This window comes from uncultured Polaribacter sp. (genome assembly GCF_947503855.1).
Classification (GTDB): Bacteria; Bacteroidota; Bacteroidia; order Flavobacteriales; family Flavobacteriaceae; genus Polaribacter.
Window position 1 is genome coordinate 193,747 of record NZ_CANNFF010000003.1, and the last position, 21,594, is coordinate 215,340.

Annotated in this window: 18 protein-coding genes; 5 read left to right on the forward strand and 13 right to left on the reverse strand. The window is 31.7% G+C overall.

Annotation, left to right across the window (positions count from 1 at the left end; translation table 11 throughout):
• Positions 1-16: 16 nt before the first annotated feature.
• Positions 17-736 (reverse strand): tRNA threonylcarbamoyladenosine dehydratase, encoded by a 720-nt coding sequence (locus Q0662_RS03880; protein WP_298947321.1) that lies wholly within the window; start codon positions 734-736, stop codon positions 17-19.
• A 305-nt stretch (positions 737-1,041) separates the two neighbouring features.
• Between Q0662_RS03880 and pnuC the strand changes: the two genes are divergently transcribed.
• The 5 genes from pnuC to Q0662_RS03905 all read left to right on the forward strand — a co-directional run bounded on the left by pnuC (position 1,042) and on the right by Q0662_RS03905 (position 6,538).
• Complete coding sequence (gene pnuC, locus Q0662_RS03885; RefSeq protein WP_298947322.1) at positions 1,042-1,674, forward strand: nicotinamide riboside transporter PnuC; 633 nt, start codon at positions 1,042-1,044, stop codon at positions 1,672-1,674.
• Positions 1,635-2,231 carry an ATP-binding protein gene (locus tag Q0662_RS03890; RefSeq protein WP_298947324.1) on the forward strand — a complete coding sequence of 199 codons (597 nt, stop codon included), beginning with the start codon at positions 1,635-1,637 and terminating at the stop codon, positions 2,229-2,231. Before pnuC ends, Q0662_RS03890 begins: the two co-directional genes overlap by 40 nt.
• A 19-nt stretch (positions 2,232-2,250) precedes the next feature.
• On the forward strand, positions 2,251-2,655 hold the full coding sequence (gene arfB, locus Q0662_RS03895) for an alternative ribosome rescue aminoacyl-tRNA hydrolase ArfB (protein WP_298947326.1): 405 nt from the start codon (positions 2,251-2,253) through the stop codon (positions 2,653-2,655).
• A 431-nt stretch (positions 2,656-3,086) separates the two neighbouring features.
• On the forward strand, positions 3,087-5,429 hold the full coding sequence (locus Q0662_RS03900) for a TonB-dependent receptor (protein ID WP_298947328.1): 2,343 nt from the start codon (positions 3,087-3,089) through the stop codon (positions 5,427-5,429).
• A 245-nt stretch (positions 5,430-5,674) separates the two neighbouring features.
• A complete protein-coding gene (locus Q0662_RS03905; protein ID WP_298947330.1) occupies positions 5,675-6,538 on the forward strand; it encodes an RNA polymerase sigma factor RpoD/SigA in 864 nt (287 codons plus the stop codon).
• A gap of 40 nt (positions 6,539-6,578) precedes the next feature.
• Here Q0662_RS03905 and Q0662_RS03910 read toward each other — a convergent pair whose 3' ends face one another.
• From Q0662_RS03910 to Q0662_RS03965, 12 genes are all read right to left on the reverse strand, one after another.
• Positions 6,579-6,848 (reverse strand): heavy-metal-associated domain-containing protein, encoded by a 270-nt coding sequence (locus Q0662_RS03910; protein WP_298947332.1) that lies wholly within the window; start codon positions 6,846-6,848, stop codon positions 6,579-6,581.
• Between the two features lie 2 nt (positions 6,849-6,850).
• Positions 6,851-7,219: a rhodanese-like domain-containing protein gene (locus tag Q0662_RS03915; protein WP_298947334.1), complete on the reverse strand. Its 369-nt coding sequence runs from the start codon at positions 7,217-7,219 to the stop codon at positions 6,851-6,853.
• Complete coding sequence (locus Q0662_RS03920) at positions 7,220-8,626, reverse strand: MBL fold metallo-hydrolase (RefSeq protein ID WP_298947336.1); 1,407 nt, start codon at positions 8,624-8,626, stop codon at positions 7,220-7,222.
• Between the two features lie 86 nt (positions 8,627-8,712).
• The gene (locus Q0662_RS03925; RefSeq protein WP_298947338.1) at positions 8,713-10,437 is read right to left on the reverse strand and encodes a SulP family inorganic anion transporter; all 1,725 of its coding nucleotides are present in this window, start codon (positions 10,435-10,437) and stop codon (positions 8,713-8,715) included.
• A gap of 3 nt (positions 10,438-10,440) precedes the next feature.
• Positions 10,441-11,463, reverse strand: a complete 1,023-nt coding sequence (gene ruvB, locus Q0662_RS03930; RefSeq protein WP_298947340.1) for a Holliday junction branch migration DNA helicase RuvB — start codon at positions 11,461-11,463, stop codon at positions 10,441-10,443.
• Between the two features lie 103 nt (positions 11,464-11,566).
• Complete coding sequence (locus Q0662_RS03935) at positions 11,567-13,348, reverse strand: cbb3-type cytochrome c oxidase subunit I (RefSeq protein ID WP_298947342.1); 1,782 nt, start codon at positions 13,346-13,348, stop codon at positions 11,567-11,569.
• Between the two features lie 32 nt (positions 13,349-13,380).
• The gene (locus tag Q0662_RS03940) at positions 13,381-14,388 is read right to left on the reverse strand and encodes a cytochrome c oxidase subunit II (protein WP_298947344.1); all 1,008 of its coding nucleotides are present in this window, start codon (positions 14,386-14,388) and stop codon (positions 13,381-13,383) included.
• Between the two features lie 35 nt (positions 14,389-14,423).
• Complete coding sequence (locus Q0662_RS03945; RefSeq protein WP_298947346.1) at positions 14,424-15,863, reverse strand: quinol:cytochrome C oxidoreductase; 1,440 nt, start codon at positions 15,861-15,863, stop codon at positions 14,424-14,426.
• A 27-nt stretch (positions 15,864-15,890) separates the two neighbouring features.
• Positions 15,891-16,439 (reverse strand): cytochrome c, encoded by a 549-nt coding sequence (locus Q0662_RS03950; RefSeq protein WP_298947348.1) that lies wholly within the window; start codon positions 16,437-16,439, stop codon positions 15,891-15,893.
• 9 nt (positions 16,440-16,448) lie between these two features.
• The gene (locus tag Q0662_RS03955; protein WP_298947351.1) at positions 16,449-16,976 is read right to left on the reverse strand and encodes a DUF3341 domain-containing protein; all 528 of its coding nucleotides are present in this window, start codon (positions 16,974-16,976) and stop codon (positions 16,449-16,451) included.
• A 2-nt stretch (positions 16,977-16,978) separates the two neighbouring features.
• Positions 16,979-18,439, reverse strand: coding sequence for an NrfD/PsrC family molybdoenzyme membrane anchor subunit (gene nrfD / locus Q0662_RS03960; protein WP_298947353.1), 1,461 nt, complete (start codon positions 18,437-18,439; stop codon positions 16,979-16,981).
• A 22-nt stretch (positions 18,440-18,461) separates the two neighbouring features.
• The gene (locus Q0662_RS03965; protein WP_298947355.1) at positions 18,462-21,530 is read right to left on the reverse strand and encodes a TAT-variant-translocated molybdopterin oxidoreductase; all 3,069 of its coding nucleotides are present in this window, start codon (positions 21,528-21,530) and stop codon (positions 18,462-18,464) included.
• Positions 21,531-21,594: the final 64 nt, after the last annotated feature.

Genomic DNA, 21,594 nt, shown 5'->3' on the forward strand with positions numbered 1-21,594 from the left:
TTATTTTCCCTGGAAACTATTTTTTGCTTTTTAATAAATAATTAACAACATGTGCAGCAGCTTGTAGGCCAAAAGCAGCTGGCATATAGCTAATTGTACCATAATATGATTTTTTAAAATTGCTACCATCTGTTATTTTTACACTTGCAGGGATTTGAACCTCTTCAGAGTATACTGCTTTTACACCTTTGTCTACCTTTCTTTCTTTTAAACGTTTGCGTAAAACTCTAGCCATTGTGCAATTTTTAGTTTTGCTAATATCTTTCACTTTAATTTTAGTAGCATCTAACTTACCTCCTGCTCCCATAGATGAAATTATTTTCACCTTTTTTCTTCTTGCGGCTACAAGTAAATTTATTTTGGGGGTAATACTATCGATACAATCTAAAACGTAATCATAATCTTTAGTTACAATTTCAAATGCCCTTTCTGGAGATAAAAACTCTTCTAAAGCAATTAGTTGAATATTTGGATTAATATCCCTGATTCTTGCAGATAAAATACTGGTTTTCGATTTTCCTATGGTAGATTGTAATGCTGGTAATTGCCTGTTGATGTTGGTTTCATCAAATACATCTCCATCAACAATTGTTATTTTACCAACACCAGCTCTTGCTATAAATTCTGCAGCATAAGAGCCAACACCACCCAAACCTACAATTAAAATATGGGCGTTTTGTAATTTTTCTAACCCTTGTTTTTGTACTAATAATTCAGTACGTTCTAACCAACTCATAAGATATATACTTTAAAAATAAAGTAGCAAAATTAAACATATTTACTAATTAGATAATGTATTTTCTGCTAATGCAGATTTATTAGTTATTGGTGCTATTTTTGAAAATGACAAATGCTTTATTAATAATTTAAAACATGAAATTAATTTGTTAATACTAAGTAGGTAGAAATCCATAATAAAAATTGCAAAATCTCAATTAAGTCTAAAAAAAACAACAAACATTACTTTTAATACTTAGTTTAGATTCCTGCCTTCGCAGAAATAATAGAAAAGACTACTTTTACAACTTCAAACAAAACCGAATGTCAGACATTTTTAACTTCCTTTTTGAGCAATACAAAACCTACGAAACTTTAGATATTGTTTTAGAAATTATTGCTGTATTTTTTGGTTTTTTATCTGTTTGGTTTTCAAAACAAAATAAAATTTGGGTATTTCCAACAGGAATGATTAGTACTTCCATTTTTGTTTATTTACTTTTAAAATGGGCTCTTTTAGGTGATATGATGATAAATATATATTACTTTATAATGAGCATTTATGGCTGGTATATTTGGACACGTAAAGTAGACGAAACGCATCTTACACCAATTTCTAAGACCACCCTAAAAGAGAAAAAAACAGCATTTCTAATTTTTATTGCAACCCTAGTTTTTGTGTATGTTGTATATAATTATTTTGATAAATGGATTTCTTGGGTTGCTTATATAGATACTATTACCACAGCAATTTTCTTTGTAGGTATGTGGTTAATGGCAAAACGTAAAATAGAAAATTGGTTTTTTTGGATAATTGGAGACCTTATTTCTGTACCTTTATACTTATATAAGGGCTTTACATTTACAAGCTTTCAATATTTTGGATTTACTTTTATTGCCATTTTTGGCTATTTAGCATGGAAAAAGAACTTACACAAGAACCCATTAACATTGTAAAAATTGTTTTATTTGGGCCAGAATCTACAGGGAAAACAACACTTTCTAGACATTTAGCACGTTATTACAACACAGTTTGGGCACCAGAATTTGCAAGAGATTATTTACAAGAAAAATGGAATAACGAACGGAAAATTTGCGAAAAAGAGGATTTGCTGCCCATTGCAATTGGGCAAATGAAGTTAGAAAATGAATTAGCAAAAAAAGCAGATAAAGTTTTAATTTGCGATACAGATTTGTTAGAAACTAAAGTATATTCAGAAGAGTTTTATGATGGCTATGTAGATGATAAATTAAACAAAGCAGCCAAAGAAAACAAGTATGATTTGTATTTGCTAACCTACATAGATACCCCATGGGAAGCAGACGATTTAAGAGATAGACCTGAACAACGTTTAGAAATGTTTACAGCTTTTGAAAATGCTTTAAAAAAGTACAACAAAAACTATATTCTATTAAAAGGTAGTAAGGAAGCACGTTTAAAAGATGCTACAAAAGCTATTGATAAAATTTTAAAAAATAAAGAAAATTTACATTCGTTTTCAGAGGCACTGTAACTGACAATTTCTTAGAAATATGCACAGAGAAAACATTATTAAAGAATTAAGTTTTAAGGCCATTAGAAGCTCTGGCGCTGGTGGGCAACATGTAAATAAAACTTCTTCTAAAATAGAACTAACATTCGATTTGCAAAACTCTTTGTCTTTAACCGAAAGCGAAAAATTATTACTGAAAAATAAACTCTCGTCTAAACTTACCAAAGAAAATGTATTGATTCTTTTTTGTGAAGAAACACGCTCTCAACACAAAAACAAAGAATTAGCCATTAAACGATTTTTAAGTTTACTTAAAACCAATTTAACTCGTAAGAAAAAACGAAAACCAACAAAACCTAGTAGAGCTTCTCTTAAAAGAAAAGCAGAAAGCAAACAAAGAAACTCATTAAAAAAAGCGCATAGAAAAAAGCCAAAATTAGCGTAAAAGCAAAGGATAGCAAACAAGTTTAGCCACGATAGGAACGACATCCTTTTTATTGTTAGTTCGAGTGCCGCGCTTTTTTGCGTGGTTTATCTAGGAAAAAATAAAAAGATATAGTGGATAGCGTGAAATAGCTTCTAATAAAAAAATCATTTTTTTGTTTCACAATTGTATTTTCCACCTTAATTTTGCAACGTTCTCATAAAGGGGTGCTTTTTTAGACTATAGCTTTTAGACGTTAGCCATTAGAAAAACAAACTAAAACTAACAACGAAAGACTAACAACTAATTTGGCTGAGATCATACCCAATGAACCTAGAACAGATAATGCTGTTTAGGGACTGAGTGACATTAGAAATAATGTCGAAAGTTTAATTATTCAATATTAATCGCAAGAATAATTACCTCTTTTTATTCGTTTTAAATTCTTTAAAATGAAAAAAATCACTTTTTTTTTATTCTTGTTTGCAAGTATACTTGCAAACGCCCAAGCATTTAAACTTTCTGGTAAAGTTATAGATGAAAATAAGCAACCTTTACCTGGTGCTACTATTTTAATTAAAAGCATTAAAAAAGGAACTTCTTCTGATTTTGGTGGTAATTTTAGTTTACAACTCTTAAAAGGTGTGTACACAGTACAGGCCTCTTTTATGGGTTATAAAACTATATCAGAAAAAATTACCATTACAAAAAACGAAGAATATATGATTCAGTTAAAACCTGACGCTACACTTTTAGGAGAAATTTTGGTATCTGCCATTAGAGTAAATGCAGACATCCCGATTACCTATTCTAATTTGTCTAAAAAAGAAATTGCTAAACGTAATTTAGGGCAAGACATTCCTGTTTTAATGAATTATTTACCAAACGTAGTCTCGTCTTCAGATGCTGGTGCTGGGGTAGGTTACACCTATATGAGTGTCCGTGGTTCTAATGGAGAACGTATTAATGTAACTGTAAATGGTATCCCTTACAATGATGCAGAAAGTCATGGTAGTTTTTGGGTAAATTTAGGCGATTTTGCATCGTCTACACAAAACTTACAATTACAACGTGGTGTAGGAACGTCTACCAATGGTTCTGGAGCTTTTGGTGCCAGTTTAAATATTTTAACTGATGCTATTTCTGAAGAGGCTTTTGGAGAAATATCGAATTCTTTCGGGTCCTTTAATACCAGAAAGCATACTGTAAAGTTTAGTACAGGAAAACTAAATAATCATATAGAAATTGCAGGACGTTTGTCTAATATTTATTCAGATGGTTATGTAGATAGAGCATTTGCAGATTTAAAATCATACTATTTACAAGGTTCTTATACGGATGAAAACACCTTAATTAAAGCAGTTACTTTTGGTGGAAAGGAAAGAACTTACCAAGCTTGGTTTGGTTTAACTGCACAACAATTAGAGGAAAACAGAAGGCAAAACCCATATACGTATGACAATGAAGTTGATGATTATGAACAAAACCATTATCAATTACATTGGAACGAAAAAATTAATAATAATTGGGCTACAAATTTGGCTTTAAATTACACAAAAGGAGCTGGTTTTTTTGAACAGTTTAAAGAAGAGGAAAGTGCTGCAGATTTTAACAATCTTATAGAAGATGATAGCGACCTAATTGTAAGACGTTGGTTAGACAACGATTTTTACGTAGCAAATTTTAATGCAACTTATAAAACTAGAGGTGTAAATGTAGTTTCGGGTATTTCTTATTCTAATTATACAGGAGACCATTTTGGTGAAGTAATTTGGGGAGACGATTTAGCACCAAATGTTAGTATAAGAGATCGTTATTATTTTTCTGATGCAAAAAAAACAGACTTTTCTTTATTTTCTAAAGCAACTTTAGAATTGAGTGAAAACCTATCTACATACATAGATTTACAAGGTAGATTTGTAAGTTATCAAACCAAAGGTTTAACTTCTGATAGAGTATCTATTGATGTAGATGCTAGTTTTAATTTTTACAACCCTAAATTTGGTTTTACCTATAATATTAATAACAACAACAATTTATATGCGTCTTTTGCTATAGCAAACAGAGAACCTAATAGAAACGATTTTGAAAACGGCGTTAGCACACCAGAAACCTTAAATGATTACGAATTTGGTTGGCGTTTAAAGTCTGAAAATGTAAAGCTAAATACCAATATCTATTATATGGATTATAAAAATCAATTGGTATTAACAGGCGCTTTAGATGATGTGGGTGCACCTGTTAGAGCTACTTCTGGTAGCAGTTACAGATTAGGTTTAGAAGTTGATGCAGATATTCGTTTAAACGATGTTTTTACAATAAAACCTAATGTAGCATTTAGCAATAATAAAAACAGAGATTTTGTAACTTCTATAAATGGTAATTTAGAAAATTTAGGAAATACAGACATTTCATTTTCACCCAATGTAGTAGCTGGTAATATTTTAACTTACCAACCTTTAGATAATTTACAGTTTTCATTTTTATCTAAATATGTAGGCAAACAATCTTTAAGTAATTTAAGTAGTAACATTTCTACAAATGATGTGTTAGATTCTTTTTTTACAAGCGATTTAAATTTGGTATATCAGATTTCGCCTAATAAAATATTTAAGTCAATTACATTTACTGCTTTAATAAATAACATTTTTAATGCAACATATGTAGATAGAGGTTATTATTATACCTTTGATGATACTTGGACTACACCAGGTACAACTATTACCGAGAATGGAGCAGGTTATTACCCACAAGCAACCAGAAATTTTCTAATTGGTGTAACCCTGAAATTTTAAAAAAACAGCCATTTTTAGTTAAAAATTAGCTAAAAAAGGGTGAAAAGGAGCGATTTTTAGTTAAAATCGCTCTTTTTTTCTTAAATTGAAAATTGGTAAAAAAGTGTTTCTTTTTTTTGAAAGAAAAGTAAAAATATTATTTTTTTTAGCGCAAATATCTTACAAACTTAGTCCTAATTTTCTAAAAATACTTTTTAGAATTGTTACACTTTTATCACTTAAATAATACAAACCTAAAAAACTATATGAGACAACTTAAAATTGTAAAGCAAGTAACCAACAGAGATGCTAAATCATTAGAAAAATATTTTCAAGAAATAAGTAAAATTGGGTTAATTACTGCAGATGAAGAAGTAGAGTTGGCTTTAAAAATTAAAAAAGGAAATGCCAAAGCTTTAGATACTTTGGTAAGTGCAAATTTAAGATTTGTTGTTTCTGTTGCAAAACAATACCAAGGGCAAGGCTTAAAACTATCTGATTTAATAAACGAAGGAAATGTTGGCTTGGTAAAAGCTGCAAAACGCTTTGATGAAACCAGAGGTTTTAAATTTATTTCATATGCTGTTTGGTGGATTAGACAAGCCATTATGCAAGCCTTAGCAGAGCAATCTAGAATTGTGCGATTGCCTTTAAATAAAATTGCTAGTATTAGTAAAATTAAAAAAATATATGCACGTTTAGAACAAAACGAACAACGTATGCCAACCAATAAAGAAATTGCAAAGCAATTAGATATGACAGAGCATGAGGTTGAACAATCTTTAAAAAATTCTGGTAGACATGTTTCTATGGATGCACCTTTTAAAGAAGGAGAAGATTCTAACTTATACAATGTATTGCAGTTTGACGAATCGCCAAAGCCTGACAAAGAGTTAATGAAACAATCTTTATCTATAGAAATTGATAGAGCTTTGGATACCTTAACTTTTAAAGAAGCAAAAATAATTAAAATGTTTTATGGTATTGGCAATGAAACTGCAGCAAGTTTAACAGAAATTGGTGAGCGTTTTGATTTGTCTAGAGAACGTGTAAGACAAGTAAAACAAAAAGCAATTAGAAGATTGCAATCTAGATCTAAAACACAAATGCTAAAAGCATATTTGGGTTAAAAAATAAAAAAGCAAGCTATTTAGCTTGCTTTTTTATTTTTTATGAGTCTATTCTACCCACTGCACAGCTTACAAAAGATTTTGCTTTGTGTATCACTGTATTTTTGTCTCCCACAGGTGGATACCCTAATTTAGATAATTTTTCTTTAACGAAACTATCATCTTCATTTTCTGATGTAATACTGACCAAAGATTTTTCTACATCTATAGCTACATCATTTACGGCCTCTAAAGACAGTAAACCTTTTTTTATTGTTGCTGCACAACCACCGCATTTTAAGTTTTCTATTTCTATTGTTGTTGTCTTCATAATTAGTTTTCTTTTTTCCATTGATGATAACCTCCAAGCACATTGTATACTTGAAAGCCTTTTGCTTGTAAAATAATTGCAGATTTACCACTTCTGTTGCCACTTCTGCAGTACAAATATACAGGTTTAGATTTATCTAATAATTTACTTGCTTTTTCTGGAAAATCAGTATCAAAATAATTTGCAAAAACAGCTGTTTTTATAAAACCCTGTTTAATTTCTTGTGGACTTCTAACATCCATTAATTGGATATTTTCTTTTGCCAATAGCATTTTTAATTCTTTAGTAGAAATTGTTTTTATATCTTGTTGCTTATCACAATTTATAAAAAAGAAACTAACAAATAAAATGTAAAATAACTGCCTCATCATTTATTTTAATGTAGATGGACAAACAGCATCTGTTCTTTCTATATCAGTATTTTTAATAGCAGCAAAACCTCCTGCAATATCTACAACATTATGAAAGCCTCTTGCTTTTAAAATGGAAGCTGCAATAACAGATCTATAACCCCCTGCACAATGTATATAAAAATTGTCTGATTTAGGAAATTTTTCAATGTAATCATTTAAAAAATCCAGGGGTGTGTTTTCTGCTACTTTTATATGTTCACTATCATATTCTCCAGGTTTTCTAACATCAAAAACAGGTTCTTTATTGTCTAGTTTTTGTTGTAAGGTTGCTGCTGAAATTGAATCTATACTATCAATTTCTTTGTTTGCTTTTTTCCAAGAATCGAAACTTCCATCTAAATAACCTAAAACGTTATCAAAACCAACTCTAGATAATCTTGTAATGGTATCTTCTTCTTTTCCAACAGGAGCTATTAATAAAATAGGCTGTAAAATATCTTTTATTAAAGCACCAACCCAGGGTGCAAATCCACCATTAATTCCTATAAAAATAGATTGTGGTATAAAACCTTTTACAAATTCATCTTGATGACGAACGTCTAAAATTAACGCATTGGTTTCGTTTGCAATCAACTCAAAATCTTTTACAGATAATGGTTTTGCGCTATTTTTAATAATGTCGTCTACATCTTTATAGCCTTCTTTATTTAACTTTACATTTAAAGGAAAATAAGCTGGTGGTGGTAATAAACCATCTGTAACTTCCTCTATAAACTCTTCTTTAGTCATGTCTGCTCTTAAGGCATAATTGGTTTTCTTTTGCTCTCCAATGGTACCAATCGTTTCTTTACTTAAATTTTTACCGCAAGCAGAACCTGCACCATGAGCTGGATATACAATTACATCATCTTCTAATGGCATAATTTTGGTCTGTAAGCTTTCGTATAAAAAACCTGCTAAATCTTTTTCTGTAATATCTCCTTTTTGTGCCAAGTCAGGGCGACCAACATCTCCTAAAAATAAAGTATCTCCACTAAAAAGGGCATGATTTTTACCTTCTTTATCTTTTAATAAGTAACAAGCACTTTCCATGGTATGACCTGGTGTATGCAAAACTTTTATCGTGATATCTCCAACTTTAAAAACTTGATTATCTTGGGCAGTAATTGCTTCGAAATTAGTTTTAGCTGTTGGTCCGTACACTATTTTAGCGCCTGTTTTTTCTGCTAGTGTTACATGTCCACTTACAAAATCTGCATGAAAATGTGTTTCGAAAATGTATTTAATTTTCGCATTATTTTCATTAGCTTTATCTATATAATCTTGTACTTCTCTTAATGGGTCTACAATAGCAACTTCACCATTACTTTCTATGTAATATGCTCCTTGTGCTAAACAACCTGTGTAAATTTGTTCTATGATCATAATATCCTTCTTTTACTAATCTTTTACTAAACAACAAAATAACGATAAAAAAATATTTTTTTTTGTAACATTTATTACCAAAAAAATTAATTGGCTTGATGGATGTATTTTGCGTATTTTTCTTGATGAGTTCTATCACCAGTTTTATAAAATTTTACTGCTTGATTAACCCTCATAAAGAAATGTTTGATATCTATAATATCTAAAATTCCACTTCTAAATAAATCGTCTCTTACAGGCCCCTTAACACCGGCAAAATAGAAGTTAATGCCTTTTTTTTGAAAAAACTTTACTCTTTCTTTTAGCATTTCTAAACCTGTACTATCTACTCTATTGATACTTTCTGCATCTAAAACAATTAATTTTAAGGCATTGCCTTTTTGGTCTATCATTTCATCTAAACGATCTCTAAAATAGTTAGAGTTGGCATAAAACAATTGTGCATCAAACCTAAAAACCAAAATATCTTTTTCTATAATAACTTCTTCAAATCTATTTTTATTTCTATAAAAATTAGAATCTGGCACCTTGCCTAACTCAGCCACATAAGGTCTAGAAGTTCTAAAAATTAGTATGATTAATGATAAACCTACTCCGATAATTATACCATATTTAATTCCTAATAATAATGTTGCTAAAAAAGTAATTAACATTAACCAAAAATCTAAATTGTTGGCTTTCCATAAAAATTTTGCTTCTTTTATATTTACCAAACCAAATACTGCTACAATAATAATTGCTGCTAAAACCGATTTTGGTAAATGATAAAATAGTGGTGTTAAAAATAAGAGGGTTATCAAAACCATTACCACAGAAACTAAAGCTGCCATACCTGTTTTTGCGCCACTTTCTTGATTGATTGCAGAGCGCGAAAAACTAGAAGTACTTGGATATGCCTTAAAAAAAGAACCTGCAATATTACTTAAACCTAAGGCAATTAATTCCTGATTGGGTCTTATTCTATATTCGTCTTGTTTGGCTTCTAATGATTTTGCGATAGAAATAGTTTCTAAATAACCCACCATTACTAAAGTTAGTGCAATGGGTAATAGTTCTTTAATTTGTTCGAAATCTAAATCTGGTACACCAAAATTTGGCAAACCAGATGGAATGTCTTTTACAATAGAAACATCAGAAAAACTTTTCCCAAAAAATTTCATGATTACAATACCTATTACAACTACAATAAGTGCATTGGGTATTTTTTTGTTTATCTTTCTAAAAATGATGATGATAAGTGCAGATAAAAGACCAATTATTGTTGTATGATAATTATAATTGCTTATTTGATGCCAAATATCTTCTATAATTACTTGTAATTGATCACTTTGTACAAAATCTACCCCAAATAAATTTCTAAATTGATTAAATCCAATTATTAATGCTACTGCAGATGAGAAACCCGTAATTACAGGTTTTGATAAAAAATTAACTACAAAACCCAAACTAAAAACTCCCATTATAAACTGAATGGAACCTACCATTAGTGCTAATAAAATAGCGATAGAAATATAACTTTCTGAACCTGCTAGTGCTAAGGTAGAAACTCCTGTTGCCACAATTAAAGAATCCATAGCAACGGGCCCAATTGCTACTTGCCTAGAAGAACCAAAAACAGCATACATAATTTGGGGTACCAAAGCACAATACAAACCGTAAATGGGGGGCAAACCTGCTATTAATGCATAGGCAATACCTTGTGGAATTAAAATAATACCTACTGTGATACCCGCTACTAAATCTCCTTTAAATAAAGAGGTATTGTAGTTAGGCAACCACTCTAAAATTGGTATTAATTTTTTTATGTTCATATTTTAAAACAACTCTCCTTGATTTCTTCCTTTTGTTCTACCTAAATGTTTATACGCTAACTCAGTAACTTCTCTTCCTCTTGGTGTACGCATTATAAAACCTTGTTGAATTAAAAAAGGTTCGTATACTTCTTCAATAGTTTCAGTATTTTCACTAACTGCTGTAGCAATTGTAGAAATACCTACAGGACCTCCTTTAAACTTATCTATAATAGTTGCCAATATTTTATTATCCATTTCATCTAAACCATGTGCATCTACATTTAAAGCTTTTAAAGCGTATTTTGCAATTTCTACACTAATATTTCCATCACCTTTTATTTGTGCAAAATCTCTAACTCTTCTTAACAATGCGTTGGCTATTCTTGGTGTTCCTCTACTTCTTCCTGCAATTTCAATTGCGCCTTCCATAGAAATTGGAACACCCAAAATATGAGCACTTCTTTGTATAATAGTGGTTAATAAATCTGTTTTGTAATAATGTAAACGGCTACTAATACCAAATCTTGCTCTCATTGGTGCTGTTAGCAAACCAGAACGTGTAGTTGCTCCAATTAAAGTAAAGGGTTCTAAATTGATTTGTACTGTTCTGGCATTTGGGCCAGATTCTATCATTATATCAATTTTATAGTCTTCCATAGCAGAATACAAGTACTCTTCTACAATGGGGCTTAAACGATGTATTTCATCAATAAACAAAACATCTCTTTCATCTAAATTTGTAAGTAAACCTGCTAAATCGCCTGGCTTGTCTAAAACGGGGCCAGAAGTAACTTTTATACCCACTTGTAGTTCGTTGGCTAAAATATGTGCCAAGGTTGTTTTTCCTAAACCTGGGGGACCATGAAAAAGCGTGTGATCTAAAGCTTCCTCTCTTTGATTGGCTGCTTCTACAAAAACTTTTAAATTGTCTATTGCTTGGTCTTGACCTGTAAAATCATCAAAAGAAAGTGGACGTAACTTTTTTTCTACATCGAAGTCTTCGTTAGATAGGTTACTGTTTTCAGGATTTAAGTTTTCATTCATTAAAACAAAGATAATAATATTTGAAATAGCATTTTTGTAACTTTTGCTACAAAGCAAAAAACCTCTCCATATAGGAGAGGTTTTTTTATTTCTATTTTATTATTTATGAAGGTTCTTCGCCATCTAATAAAGGTGTTGTTTGTAAAACAAAGTCTTGACCATGTAAATAATCGCTATCGTCATCATTAGAGTCTACACGTTTACTATAGTCATAAGCCCACCTATGAACTTCTGGTAATTTTCCTGGCCAGTTACCATGTACATGTTCTACAGGTGTTGTCCATTCAAGAGTATTCGATTTCCAAGGATTTTTTGTTGCTTTTTCTCCTCTATACATTGAAATAAAGAAATTTGCAATAAAAAATATTTGAGCAATACCACCTACTAACGCAAAAATTGTAATAACTACGTTTATGTCTGCTAAGTCGTCAAACATTGGAAAATTTGTATTTGTATAATATCTTCTTGGTAAACCAGCTAATCCTATAAAGTGCATTGGCCAAAAAACGCCATAAGCACATATAATTGTGATCCAGAAATGCCAGTAACCTAAAGTTTTATTCATCATTCTACCATACATTTTTGGGAACCAATGATAAATACCTGCATACATTCCGAAAATTGCAGAAACACCCATCACTAAGTGGAAGTGAGCTACCACAAAATAAGTATCGTGTATGTTAATGTCTAAAGCAGAATCACCTAAAACTAAACCGGTTAAACCACCTGTTACAAATGTTGATACCAAACCTATAGAAAATAACATAGCCGGATTTAATTGTAAATTACCTTTCCACAGAGTTGTAACGTAGTTAAATGCTTTTACTGCAGAAGGAATTGCAATTAATAAGGTTGTAAATGTAAATACAGAACCTAAGAAAGGATTCATACCAGAAACAAACATATGGTGACCCCAAACAATTGTAGATAAAAATGCAATGGCCATAATAGAACCAATCATAGCTCTGTAACCAAATATTGGTTTTCTAGAGTTTGTAGAGATAATTTCTGATGTAATACCTAAAGCTGGTAATAATACAATATATACTTCTGGGTGTCCTAAGAACCAAAATAGGTGTTCGTAAAGCACTGGAGAACCGCCTTGATAATGTAATACTTCACCAGACATAAAAATATCTGATAAGTAAAAAGAGGTGCCAAAACTTCTATCAAAAACTAATAATAATGCAGCAGACAATAGTACTGGGAAAGAAACTACACCTATAATTGCAGTTACAAAAAATGCCCAAATTGTTAAAGGTAATCTTGTCATTTTCATTCCTTTGGTTCTTAAATTTAGTACCGTAACTATATAATTTAAAGCTCCAATTAATGAAGATGCAATAAATATAGCCATAGAAACTAACCAAAGAGTCATTCCTGTTCCAGAACCTGGTATTGCTTGTGGTAATGCACTAAGAGGTGGGTAAACAGTCCATCCAGCAGAGGCTGGACCTGCTTCTACAAAAAGAGAAATAACCATAATAATACTAGATAAGAAAAACAACCAGTAAGAAACCATATTTAGGAATCCAGAAGCCATATCTCTTGCACCTATTTGCAATGGAATTAGTAAGTTAGAAAAAGTACCACTTAAACCAGCTGTTAAAACAAAAAAGACCATAATTGTACCATGTATTGTAACCAGAGCTAAATAAATATCTGGATTCATAATACCATCTGTTTGATGAGGTCCTAAAAATGCTTCAACAATTGTAAATGAGGTATCTGGCCACGCAAGTTGTAAACGGAATAACATAGACATCATAACTGCAATGATTCCCATAAACATACCAGTTACCAAGAACTGCTTAGAAATCATTTTATGATCTTGACTAAAAATATATTTCGTTACAAATGTTTCTTTATGATGATGATCTGACATAATCTTAATTTTATTTGTATGTTTTTTTTAATTTATTTAATAACTTCAGTTAATGTTGGTTGCTCAGACAACCATTTATCGTATTCATCTTGTTCTACAACAGTAATTTTCATTTGCATATTGTAATGAGATGCACCACAAATTTTATTACATAATAACAGGTAATCAAAAACATAAGGATCTTCTCCTTTTGCTCTTCTAATTTTATTAATACCGATGGTTTTCTTAATTACCTCAGAATTGTTTCTCATTTCTTCAGTAGTGTATTTTGGTGTAAAACCAAATTCTGTAACCATTCCAGGAACACAATTCATCTGAGCTCTAAAATGTGGCATGTACGCTGAGTGCAATACATCTTGAGATCTAAATTTAAAATGGATTTTTCTACCTTTTGGAAGGTATAATTCAGTTACTTGTTTATCGTCTGCAGCATTTTTATCAGACATATCTACACCCATAGTGTTGATCCCTTTGATAAAATTTACGTTTCCTAAACCTAATGTATTGTCTGCTCCTGCATAACGTGCATCCCATCTAAATTGTTGAGAATAAACTTCTATTACAATTGGGTCTTCTGCATCAGATAAGTCCATTACATTATTCCATTGCCATAAACCATAACCAATTAAACCAACTAAAACGATAGCAGGTGTAACTGTCCAAATAAATTCTAATTTGTGGCTATCTGCATAAAATTTTGCTTTTTGACCTTCTTTTCCTTTATATTTAAAAGTAAAATAGAAGATTAAAAATTGCATTATAAATTGAACGATACCTATTAACCAAAATGTAATATTAAATAAATTATCATCATGTTCTCCTTCAAATGAAGCAGATTCTGGTAACATAATTACATTCATGAAGATTAAACAATAAATCATCATTGCATATAAAAACGCTAAAAAACCAATTGCGTATTTACCTTGAGCAGCATTATCTTTATCGTTGGCAATAGAACTTCTAAAGTTCATTATTCTAGTAATTTGCCAAACACTTACACCGATTGCAACACCTATAAAAATATAAAATAGAGCTAGCATATTTATCTTGTCTTAATTTTTAATTCAATTATTTATTAATGATGATCTGCTGATCCTTCACCTCTATGTTCGATATTATAGTAGTGAAAATGTTCACTTTCTTCTAAAAATGGATTCCCTTTAGGTACCGCACTTGCTTTTGCAAAAGAGCTAAATACTGTGTATATAAATATTCCTAAGAAAAATAATAGTGCACTTATTTCTGCAATACCAAAGCCCCATTGACCACCAACAGTAGCTGGCATTACCATGATAAATACATCTATATAATGACCTCCTAAAATTACAATACCTCCAATGACTACAAACCAAGGGATACTTTTGAAATCACTATTTAATAATAATAATACTGGGAATATAAAGTTCATAGCAACCATTGCTAAAAATGGTAACTTATACTCATTAAATCTTGCAACAAAGTAAGTAGTTTCTTCTGGAATGTTTGCATACCATATCAACATAAACTGTGCAAACCATAAGTAGGTCCAGAATACTGAGAAACCAAACATGAATTTTGCTAAATCGTGAATATGACTATCGTTTACTTGTGGTAAAGCTCCTTTAGAACGTAAATAAATTGTAACAAAGGCTATTACTGTTAAAGCACTTACTAATAAAGTTGCTAGTACATACCAACCAAATAATGTAGAAAACCAGTGTGGGTCTAATCCCATAATCCAATCCCAAGACATCATACTTTCTGTAATCATAAATATAAACAGAAATATAACTGAAGCATTATAGTTTTTCTTGTAGGTTTTGTGTCCGTCATTTGCTGTATCTTCTGCAATTGAATTTTTTCTAATAAACCATCTGTAAAGATTCCAAAGTAATAAATAAATAACACTTCTTATTGCCCAACCAGGAACATTCATCCACCAAGATTTACCATCTACAATTGGATCGTAATTAGTACTTGCTGGGTCAAAAGTTCCAGGGGTCATCCAAGAAAACATATGATTGTAATGTCCTAAAGTTAAACCAATAATTACTAACATAATAATAGATGTTGGTACTAAATTGGCTGTTATGGCTTCCATCACTCTAAATAAGACTATAGACCAACCAGATTGTGCAACTCTTTGTGCTGCATAAAAGGCAAGTACTAGAAGCGAAATACCTAAAAAGAAAAATAAGGCTACATATACTGCAGACCAAGGTCTATTTTGTAGTTGATGTAACACATGTGTTGCATGAGAATCATCATCATGAGTACCATGTGCACTCATTTCTTTTTTTGTGTGTTCGTTTGTATCATGTACTCCTGAAGCATCATGATTACCCTCTACAACTTTACTACCATGATCGTCTGTATGACCACTGCCGTGACCATCATCGTGAGATGCTGTTATTGCATGTTTTGCATCTTCTAAAGTTTTGTTAGAAGCACTATAAAAGCTAAATGCAATTCCTATTATACCAATTAAAATTAGTGCTAATGAGAATGTTTTTAATTTACCTGAGAATTGATACATATCTTTCGTATTCTATCTTTTTGTATACTATTTTAACAAATCGTTACGCAATACTTCTACATATTGCACTATTTGCCAACGTTCTTTATAAGTTAATTGACCTGAATGAGATCCCATTAAGTTTTTACCATGCATTAAAACATGATAAATACTACCTTCTGTTATATCTCTATCTTTATAATTAGGTATACCAGCAAACTTTTCTGAAGTTGCTAAATACCCTTGTCCATCTCCTTTTTTACCATGACAAGAAACACAATAAATTGTATACATTTTCTTACCATTTTCTAAATTTTTCTCGTTTTTCTCTAAAGGAGACTTTAAAGCTGTTTTTGCTTTTTCGTAACCATCAATAGTGTCTGGTATATCATAAGCAGGTACGCCTCCTCTTGGAATAGTACCGGCAACAGGTTTACTATTTACAGGTGCTCCTTTAAGACCATTAGCGCCATCTGCATCATATGGTACAGATTCGTACATGTCTGGCATGTATTGTGCTTGTCTTGTTGTTTTGTCATTACAAGAACTTAAAGTTGTAATGGCAATTAAAGCAATAATTAATTTAAATTTCTTCATAACTTTATATTAGTGCTTGTCTACTATATTAATTTCTACAGCGCCAGTTTCTGTTAATAAAGCTGTTAATGCATCTACATTATCGCTTACAGGAATTTCCATTAAAAAATGGTCGTCTGTAGTTCTTGGATCTGGATTTTCTGCTTCTTTAAATGGCCATATTCTACTTCTCATATAAAAAGTGATTACCATTAAATGGGCTGCAAAAAAAACTGTTAATTCAAACATAATTGGTACGAATGCTGGCATGTTATCAATCCAAGAAAAACTTGGTTTACCACCAATATCTTGTGGCCAATCTTGTATCATTATATAATTTGTCATCCAAATGGCAACAGCTAAGCCTGTAATACCATAAAAAAATGCCGTAATTGCTAATCTTGTGGGTGCTAAACCCATTGCTTTGTCTAAACCATGTACTGGAAAAGGACAAAATACTTCTTCTATGTGATGATGTTTTGCTTTTACAGCTTTTACTGCATCAAGTAAAACTTCATCATCATTATAAAATGCATGAATAACTTTTGATGATTCCATAATTATCCTTTTTTATTATTATCAGGGTTAACTTCCTTAGATTTTGCGTTAGCTACAATAGATGGCTTTGTAGGAATACCTTCTTCTCTTCTCTTTTTATAAAACTCTCCAGAAGATTTTAAGATAGTTTTTACTTCTGCTTGTGCAATTACTGGGAAAGTTCTTGCGTATAATAAGAATAATACAAAGAAGAATCCTATAGTACCAATAAAGATACCTACATCTACAAACGTTGGCTCAAAACGCCACCAAGTAGATGGTAAATGACCTTTACTTAATACAATTGCGATGATATCGAAACGCTCAAACCACATACCAATATTAATAAATATTGAAATGATGAAAGACCATATAAAACTTCTTCTAATTTTCTTAAACCATAACAACTGAGGTGTTAATATGTTAAAGAATAATAATGAATAGAATGCCCAAGCATAAGGGCCTGTTGCAGCACCAACTGATAAATAGGTGTAATTTTCATAAGGTGATCCTGTGTACCATGCAATAAAAAATTCTGTTGCATAAGCTACCGCTACAATACCCCCTGTTAAGATAATTACGATGTTCATATATTCTACGTGTAAACGTGTGATATAATCTTCCATATTTGTAACTTTTCTCATAATACCTAATAAGGTTTGTACCATGGCAAATCCTGAAAAGATTGCTCCTGCAACGAAATAAGGTGGAAAAATTGTTGAATGCCAACCTGGGTTAATTGAAGTAGCAAAGTCCATGGATACAATAGTATGTACAGAAAGTACTAATGGTGTTGCTAAACCAGCTAACACTAGTGATACTTCTTCAAAACGTTGCCAATCTTTTGCTCTACCAGACCAACCAAAACTTAATAATGCGTAAATCTTCTTTTGAAAAGGTTTTACAGCTCTATCACGAATCATGGCAAAATCTGGTAATAAACCTGTCCACCAGAAAACTAATGAAACTGATAAATAGGTAGAAATTGCAAAAACATCCCACAACAATGGTGAGTTAAAGTTTACCCATAAAGAACCAAATTGATTTGGTATTGGCATTACCCAGTAACCATTCCAAGGTCGTCCCATGTGAATAATTGGAAACAATCCTGCCTGAAAAACGGCAAAAATTGTCATTGCTTCTGCAGAACGGTTTATAGCCATTCTCCATTTTTGACGGAATAGTAAAAGTACTGCAGAAATTAATGTTCCTGCGTGTCCAATACCTACCCACCATACAAAGTTTGTGATATCCCAAGCCCATCCAATGTTCTTGCTTAATCCCCAAACTCCAATTCCTGTTCCTACAGTGTAAAAAATACAGCCAAATCCCCAAAGCATTGCTGCTAAAGAAATATAAAAAGCCATGTACCAATTTTTATTTGCTTTACCTTCTATAGGTTTCGCAATATCTTCAGTAATATCGTGGTAACTTTTATCACCTAATACTAAAGGTTCCCTTATGGGTGCTTCGTAATGAGACATATTCTTATATCTTAAAATTTAATTACGCTTCGTTTGTGTTTCTTACTTTTACTTGATATATTACATTAGGCTTCGTTTGAAGATAATCTAATACATTGTAAGCTCTTTTATCTTCTGCCAATGCAGCTACTTTGTCTTCTTTGTTATTTACATCACCAAAAACTAAAGAACCTGTAGTACAAGCAGATGAACAAGCTGTTTCAAACTCGTCTGTATTTACTTTACGTCCTTCTTTTTTAGCTTTTAAAATAGTTGCTTGTGTCATTTGAATACACATAGAACATTTTTCCATAACACCTCTAGAACGTACAACAACATCTGGGTTTAAAACCATTTTACCATACTCGTTGTTCATGTTAAAATCAAACTCGTTATTATTTGCATAATTAAACCAGTTAAATCTTCGAACTCTATAAGGACAGTTGTTTGCACAATATCTTGTACCTACACATCTGTTATATGCCATTTGGTTTTGCCCTTGACGACCGTGAGAGGTTGCAGCAACTGGACAAACAGTTTCACATGGTGCGTGGTTACAGTGTTGACACATCATAGGTTGAAAAGTAACTTCTGGATTTTCTGCTTCGGTTTCTAAAGCCTCATAAGTTTCTCCTCTACTTAAACCTAATTCTTTGGCATCTTCTCTAGTTTCTACTGTTGAAGAATAATATCTATCAATACGCAGCCAGTGCATATCTCTACCAACTCTAACTTCGTTTTTACCTACAACTGGTACATTGTTTTCTGCATGACATGCAACAACACAGGCACCACAACCTGTACAAGAGGTTAAATCTATAGATAAATTAAAGTGATGACCCATTTCTCTATTATGCTCATCCCATAAATCTATGGTATTAGCCTCTACTTCGCTATGATCATAAGAAACATATGCTGGTTTGTTCCAACCATGATGATGATCTTTAGGATCTACAGTTTTGTATTCTTTTAAAGACGCTACTTTTAAAATATCATGTCGTCCTGCTATTGTTTTTTGAACCTGTGTACAAGCAAATTTATGTGTACCAGCAACTTTTTCTAAAGAAACATTGTATTGAATGTTGTTACCTCCTTTATACAAAGGATAAGCATTTACACCTACTTGCATTTCTTCTTTTAAACCAAATTTTCTACCATAACCTAATGATAAACCGATAGAACCTTTGGCTTGACCTGGTTGAACTAATACAGGTACATTAGAAACTGTAACACCATTTACGGTAACGTTTGCATAATCTCCGTTAATAGCACCATTATCTTTTACAGGATTAGAGAACCCCATCTCTTTTGCATCTGCAATAGAAATAGTAACATAATTATCCCAAGAAGCTCTTGTAATTGGATCTGGAAACTCTTGTAACCAAGGGTTATTTGCTTGTTTACCATCTCCTAAACCTGTTGTTGTATATAAATTCAACTCCATTGCTGAAGGAGTTGTATTTAGTTTTAAATTTTTTGCTACTTCTACAATAGAAATATCTGTTGATGCAACAGACTTATTATTTGTAGCTGTTGCTTCTTTATGAAAATAACCATTGTGTAAAGCTTTGTTCCATGAAGCACCATTTAAAATCTCTGTAGACCAGTAATTTTTAAGGTAATCATAATAAGATGTAGTACTACCAGACCATTTTAATAAACTGTCTTGAATTTGACGTGTATCAAATAAGGGTTTAATAGTTGGCTGTATCAACCCGAACTTACCTTCAGAAAAATGAGTATCTCCCCAAGATTCTAAGAAATGAGGTGTTGGCAATGCATAATCCATTGCATTTACAGTTGCACTATTTTCTGTAGACAAAGCAACTTTTAAACTCAATTTGTTTAAAGCTTCTACAAAAACAGCACTATTGTCTAATGTATAAACTGGATCTACATTATAAGTTATTAAACCTGCTACAGCACCAGACTTGATATCTGAAACTAATTTTTGAACTTGCTTATAACTTCCTTGACGAACATTCAAAGCATTGTTAGCATCTAAAATTTCGCTGTTTAAAGCTTTGTTTATTGCTAATGAAATTAATTGTGCATTAACATCATTAATACCCGTCATTACCACACCTTTAGAACCTGATTTTTTAAGTTCTGTTGCAATTTCTTGTATCTCTTTATCTATTGGAGTTGCCTGAGAAGCAACGTTTTGATTTGTAATTGCATTATACAAATTAACCAAAGCAAAAACAACGTCAGAAGGTTTAGCTACAATACGCTTATCTGCATTTGCACCAGTTAAAGACATGTTACTCTCTACTTGAATGTGGTGAGACATGCTACCTGTTTCTGGCTTTCTACCATTTACATATGCTTTTTCGAAACCTCCATGAAAATCTCCTAAAAAGTCTGCTCCAAAAGAAACAATAGTTTTAGCATCTTCTAATTTATAGTTAGGTAAAGCTCTTTTACCATACACGGCTTCAAAAGCATCTGTTGCAGCAGCTTCTGAAACAGCATCATAAGTTACATGTGTAATATTTGAATTTGCTGTAGTAAACTGCTCTATAATTTTTTTGGTTGACGGGCTAGCTAGAGTACCTGTTAAGAATACAACTGGCTTACCAGCTTCTTTTAATTTTAGTAACTCTGCACCAATTTCTTTATCTGCATCTGCCCAAGAAATGGCTTTTCCATTTTTAGTTGGCTCTTTTAACCTTAATTTCTCATCATACAAAGAAAGTACAGCTGCTTGAACTCTTGCACTTGTTGTTCCATTCGCTTCTTTATTAGGCATGATTTGAATTGGTCTACCTTCGCGTGTTTTTACCAACACATTTGCAAAATCGTAACCATCTGCCATAGAGGTAGCATACCAATCTGCAACACCAGCAATAATATCGTCTGGTTTTACAACATAAGGTATCGATTTTACCACAGGTCCTTCACAAGCTGCTAATGAAGCTGCTGCTGTTGTAAAACCGACATACTTTAAGAAATCTCTACGAGATGTAGAAGATGTCTCAAGTGTATCTTTATCACCTAAAAAATCATCTGTAGGAATATTTTCTACAAATTCATTTTTACTCAGCGTTTCAACAACCGAACCGTCTTTTAGTTCTTCAACACTTTTCCAGTATTTTTTGTTTGAAGCCATTTACTTATAGTTATTAGTTTTTAGTTTTTAGTTTAAGTGTTACTTATACAAAAACTATCTTTCT

What these genes read in the sequence shown, in the direction of transcription:
- Q0662_RS03925 (WP_298947338.1), bottom strand. Translation starts at nt 10,437, where the DNA reads ATGAACATAAAAAAATTAATACCAATTTTAGAGTGGTTGCCTAACTAC.
- Q0662_RS03880 (WP_298947321.1), bottom strand. Translation starts at nt 736, where the DNA reads ATGAGTTGGTTAGAACGTACTGAATTATTAGTACAAAAACAAGGGTTA.
- Q0662_RS03920 (WP_298947336.1), bottom strand. Translation starts at nt 8,626, where the DNA reads ATGATCATAGAACAAATTTACACAGGTTGTTTAGCACAAGGAGCATAT.
- Q0662_RS03950 (WP_298947348.1), bottom strand. Translation starts at nt 16,439, where the DNA reads ATGAAGAAATTTAAATTAATTATTGCTTTAATTGCCATTACAACTTTA.
- Q0662_RS03945 (WP_298947346.1), bottom strand. Translation starts at nt 15,863, where the DNA reads ATGTATCAATTCTCAGGTAAATTAAAAACATTCTCATTAGCACTAATT.
- Q0662_RS03965 (WP_298947355.1), bottom strand. Translation starts at nt 21,530, where the DNA reads ATGGCTTCAAACAAAAAATACTGGAAAAGTGTTGAAGAACTAAAAGAC.
- Q0662_RS03915 (WP_298947334.1), bottom strand. Translation starts at nt 7,219, where the DNA reads ATGATGAGGCAGTTATTTTACATTTTATTTGTTAGTTTCTTTTTTATA.
- Q0662_RS03890 (WP_298947324.1), top strand. Translation starts at nt 1,635, where the DNA reads ATGGAAAAAGAACTTACACAAGAACCCATTAACATTGTAAAAATTGTT.
- arfB (WP_298947326.1), top strand. Translation starts at nt 2,251, where the DNA reads ATGCACAGAGAAAACATTATTAAAGAATTAAGTTTTAAGGCCATTAGA.
- Q0662_RS03910 (WP_298947332.1), bottom strand. Translation starts at nt 6,848, where the DNA reads ATGAAGACAACAACAATAGAAATAGAAAACTTAAAATGCGGTGGTTGT.
- ruvB (WP_298947340.1), bottom strand. Translation starts at nt 11,463, where the DNA reads ATGAATGAAAACTTAAATCCTGAAAACAGTAACCTATCTAACGAAGAC.
- Q0662_RS03940 (WP_298947344.1), bottom strand. Translation starts at nt 14,388, where the DNA reads ATGCTAGCTCTATTTTATATTTTTATAGGTGTTGCAATCGGTGTAAGT.
- nrfD (WP_298947353.1), bottom strand. Translation starts at nt 18,439, where the DNA reads ATGTCTCATTACGAAGCACCCATAAGGGAACCTTTAGTATTAGGTGAT.
- Q0662_RS03935 (WP_298947342.1), bottom strand. Translation starts at nt 13,348, where the DNA reads ATGTCAGATCATCATCATAAAGAAACATTTGTAACGAAATATATTTTT.
- pnuC (WP_298947322.1), top strand. Translation starts at nt 1,042, where the DNA reads ATGTCAGACATTTTTAACTTCCTTTTTGAGCAATACAAAACCTACGAA.
- Q0662_RS03900 (WP_298947328.1), top strand. Translation starts at nt 3,087, where the DNA reads ATGAAAAAAATCACTTTTTTTTTATTCTTGTTTGCAAGTATACTTGCA.
- Q0662_RS03955 (WP_298947351.1), bottom strand. Translation starts at nt 16,976, where the DNA reads ATGGAATCATCAAAAGTTATTCATGCATTTTATAATGATGATGAAGTT.
- Q0662_RS03905 (WP_298947330.1), top strand. Translation starts at nt 5,675, where the DNA reads ATGAGACAACTTAAAATTGTAAAGCAAGTAACCAACAGAGATGCTAAA.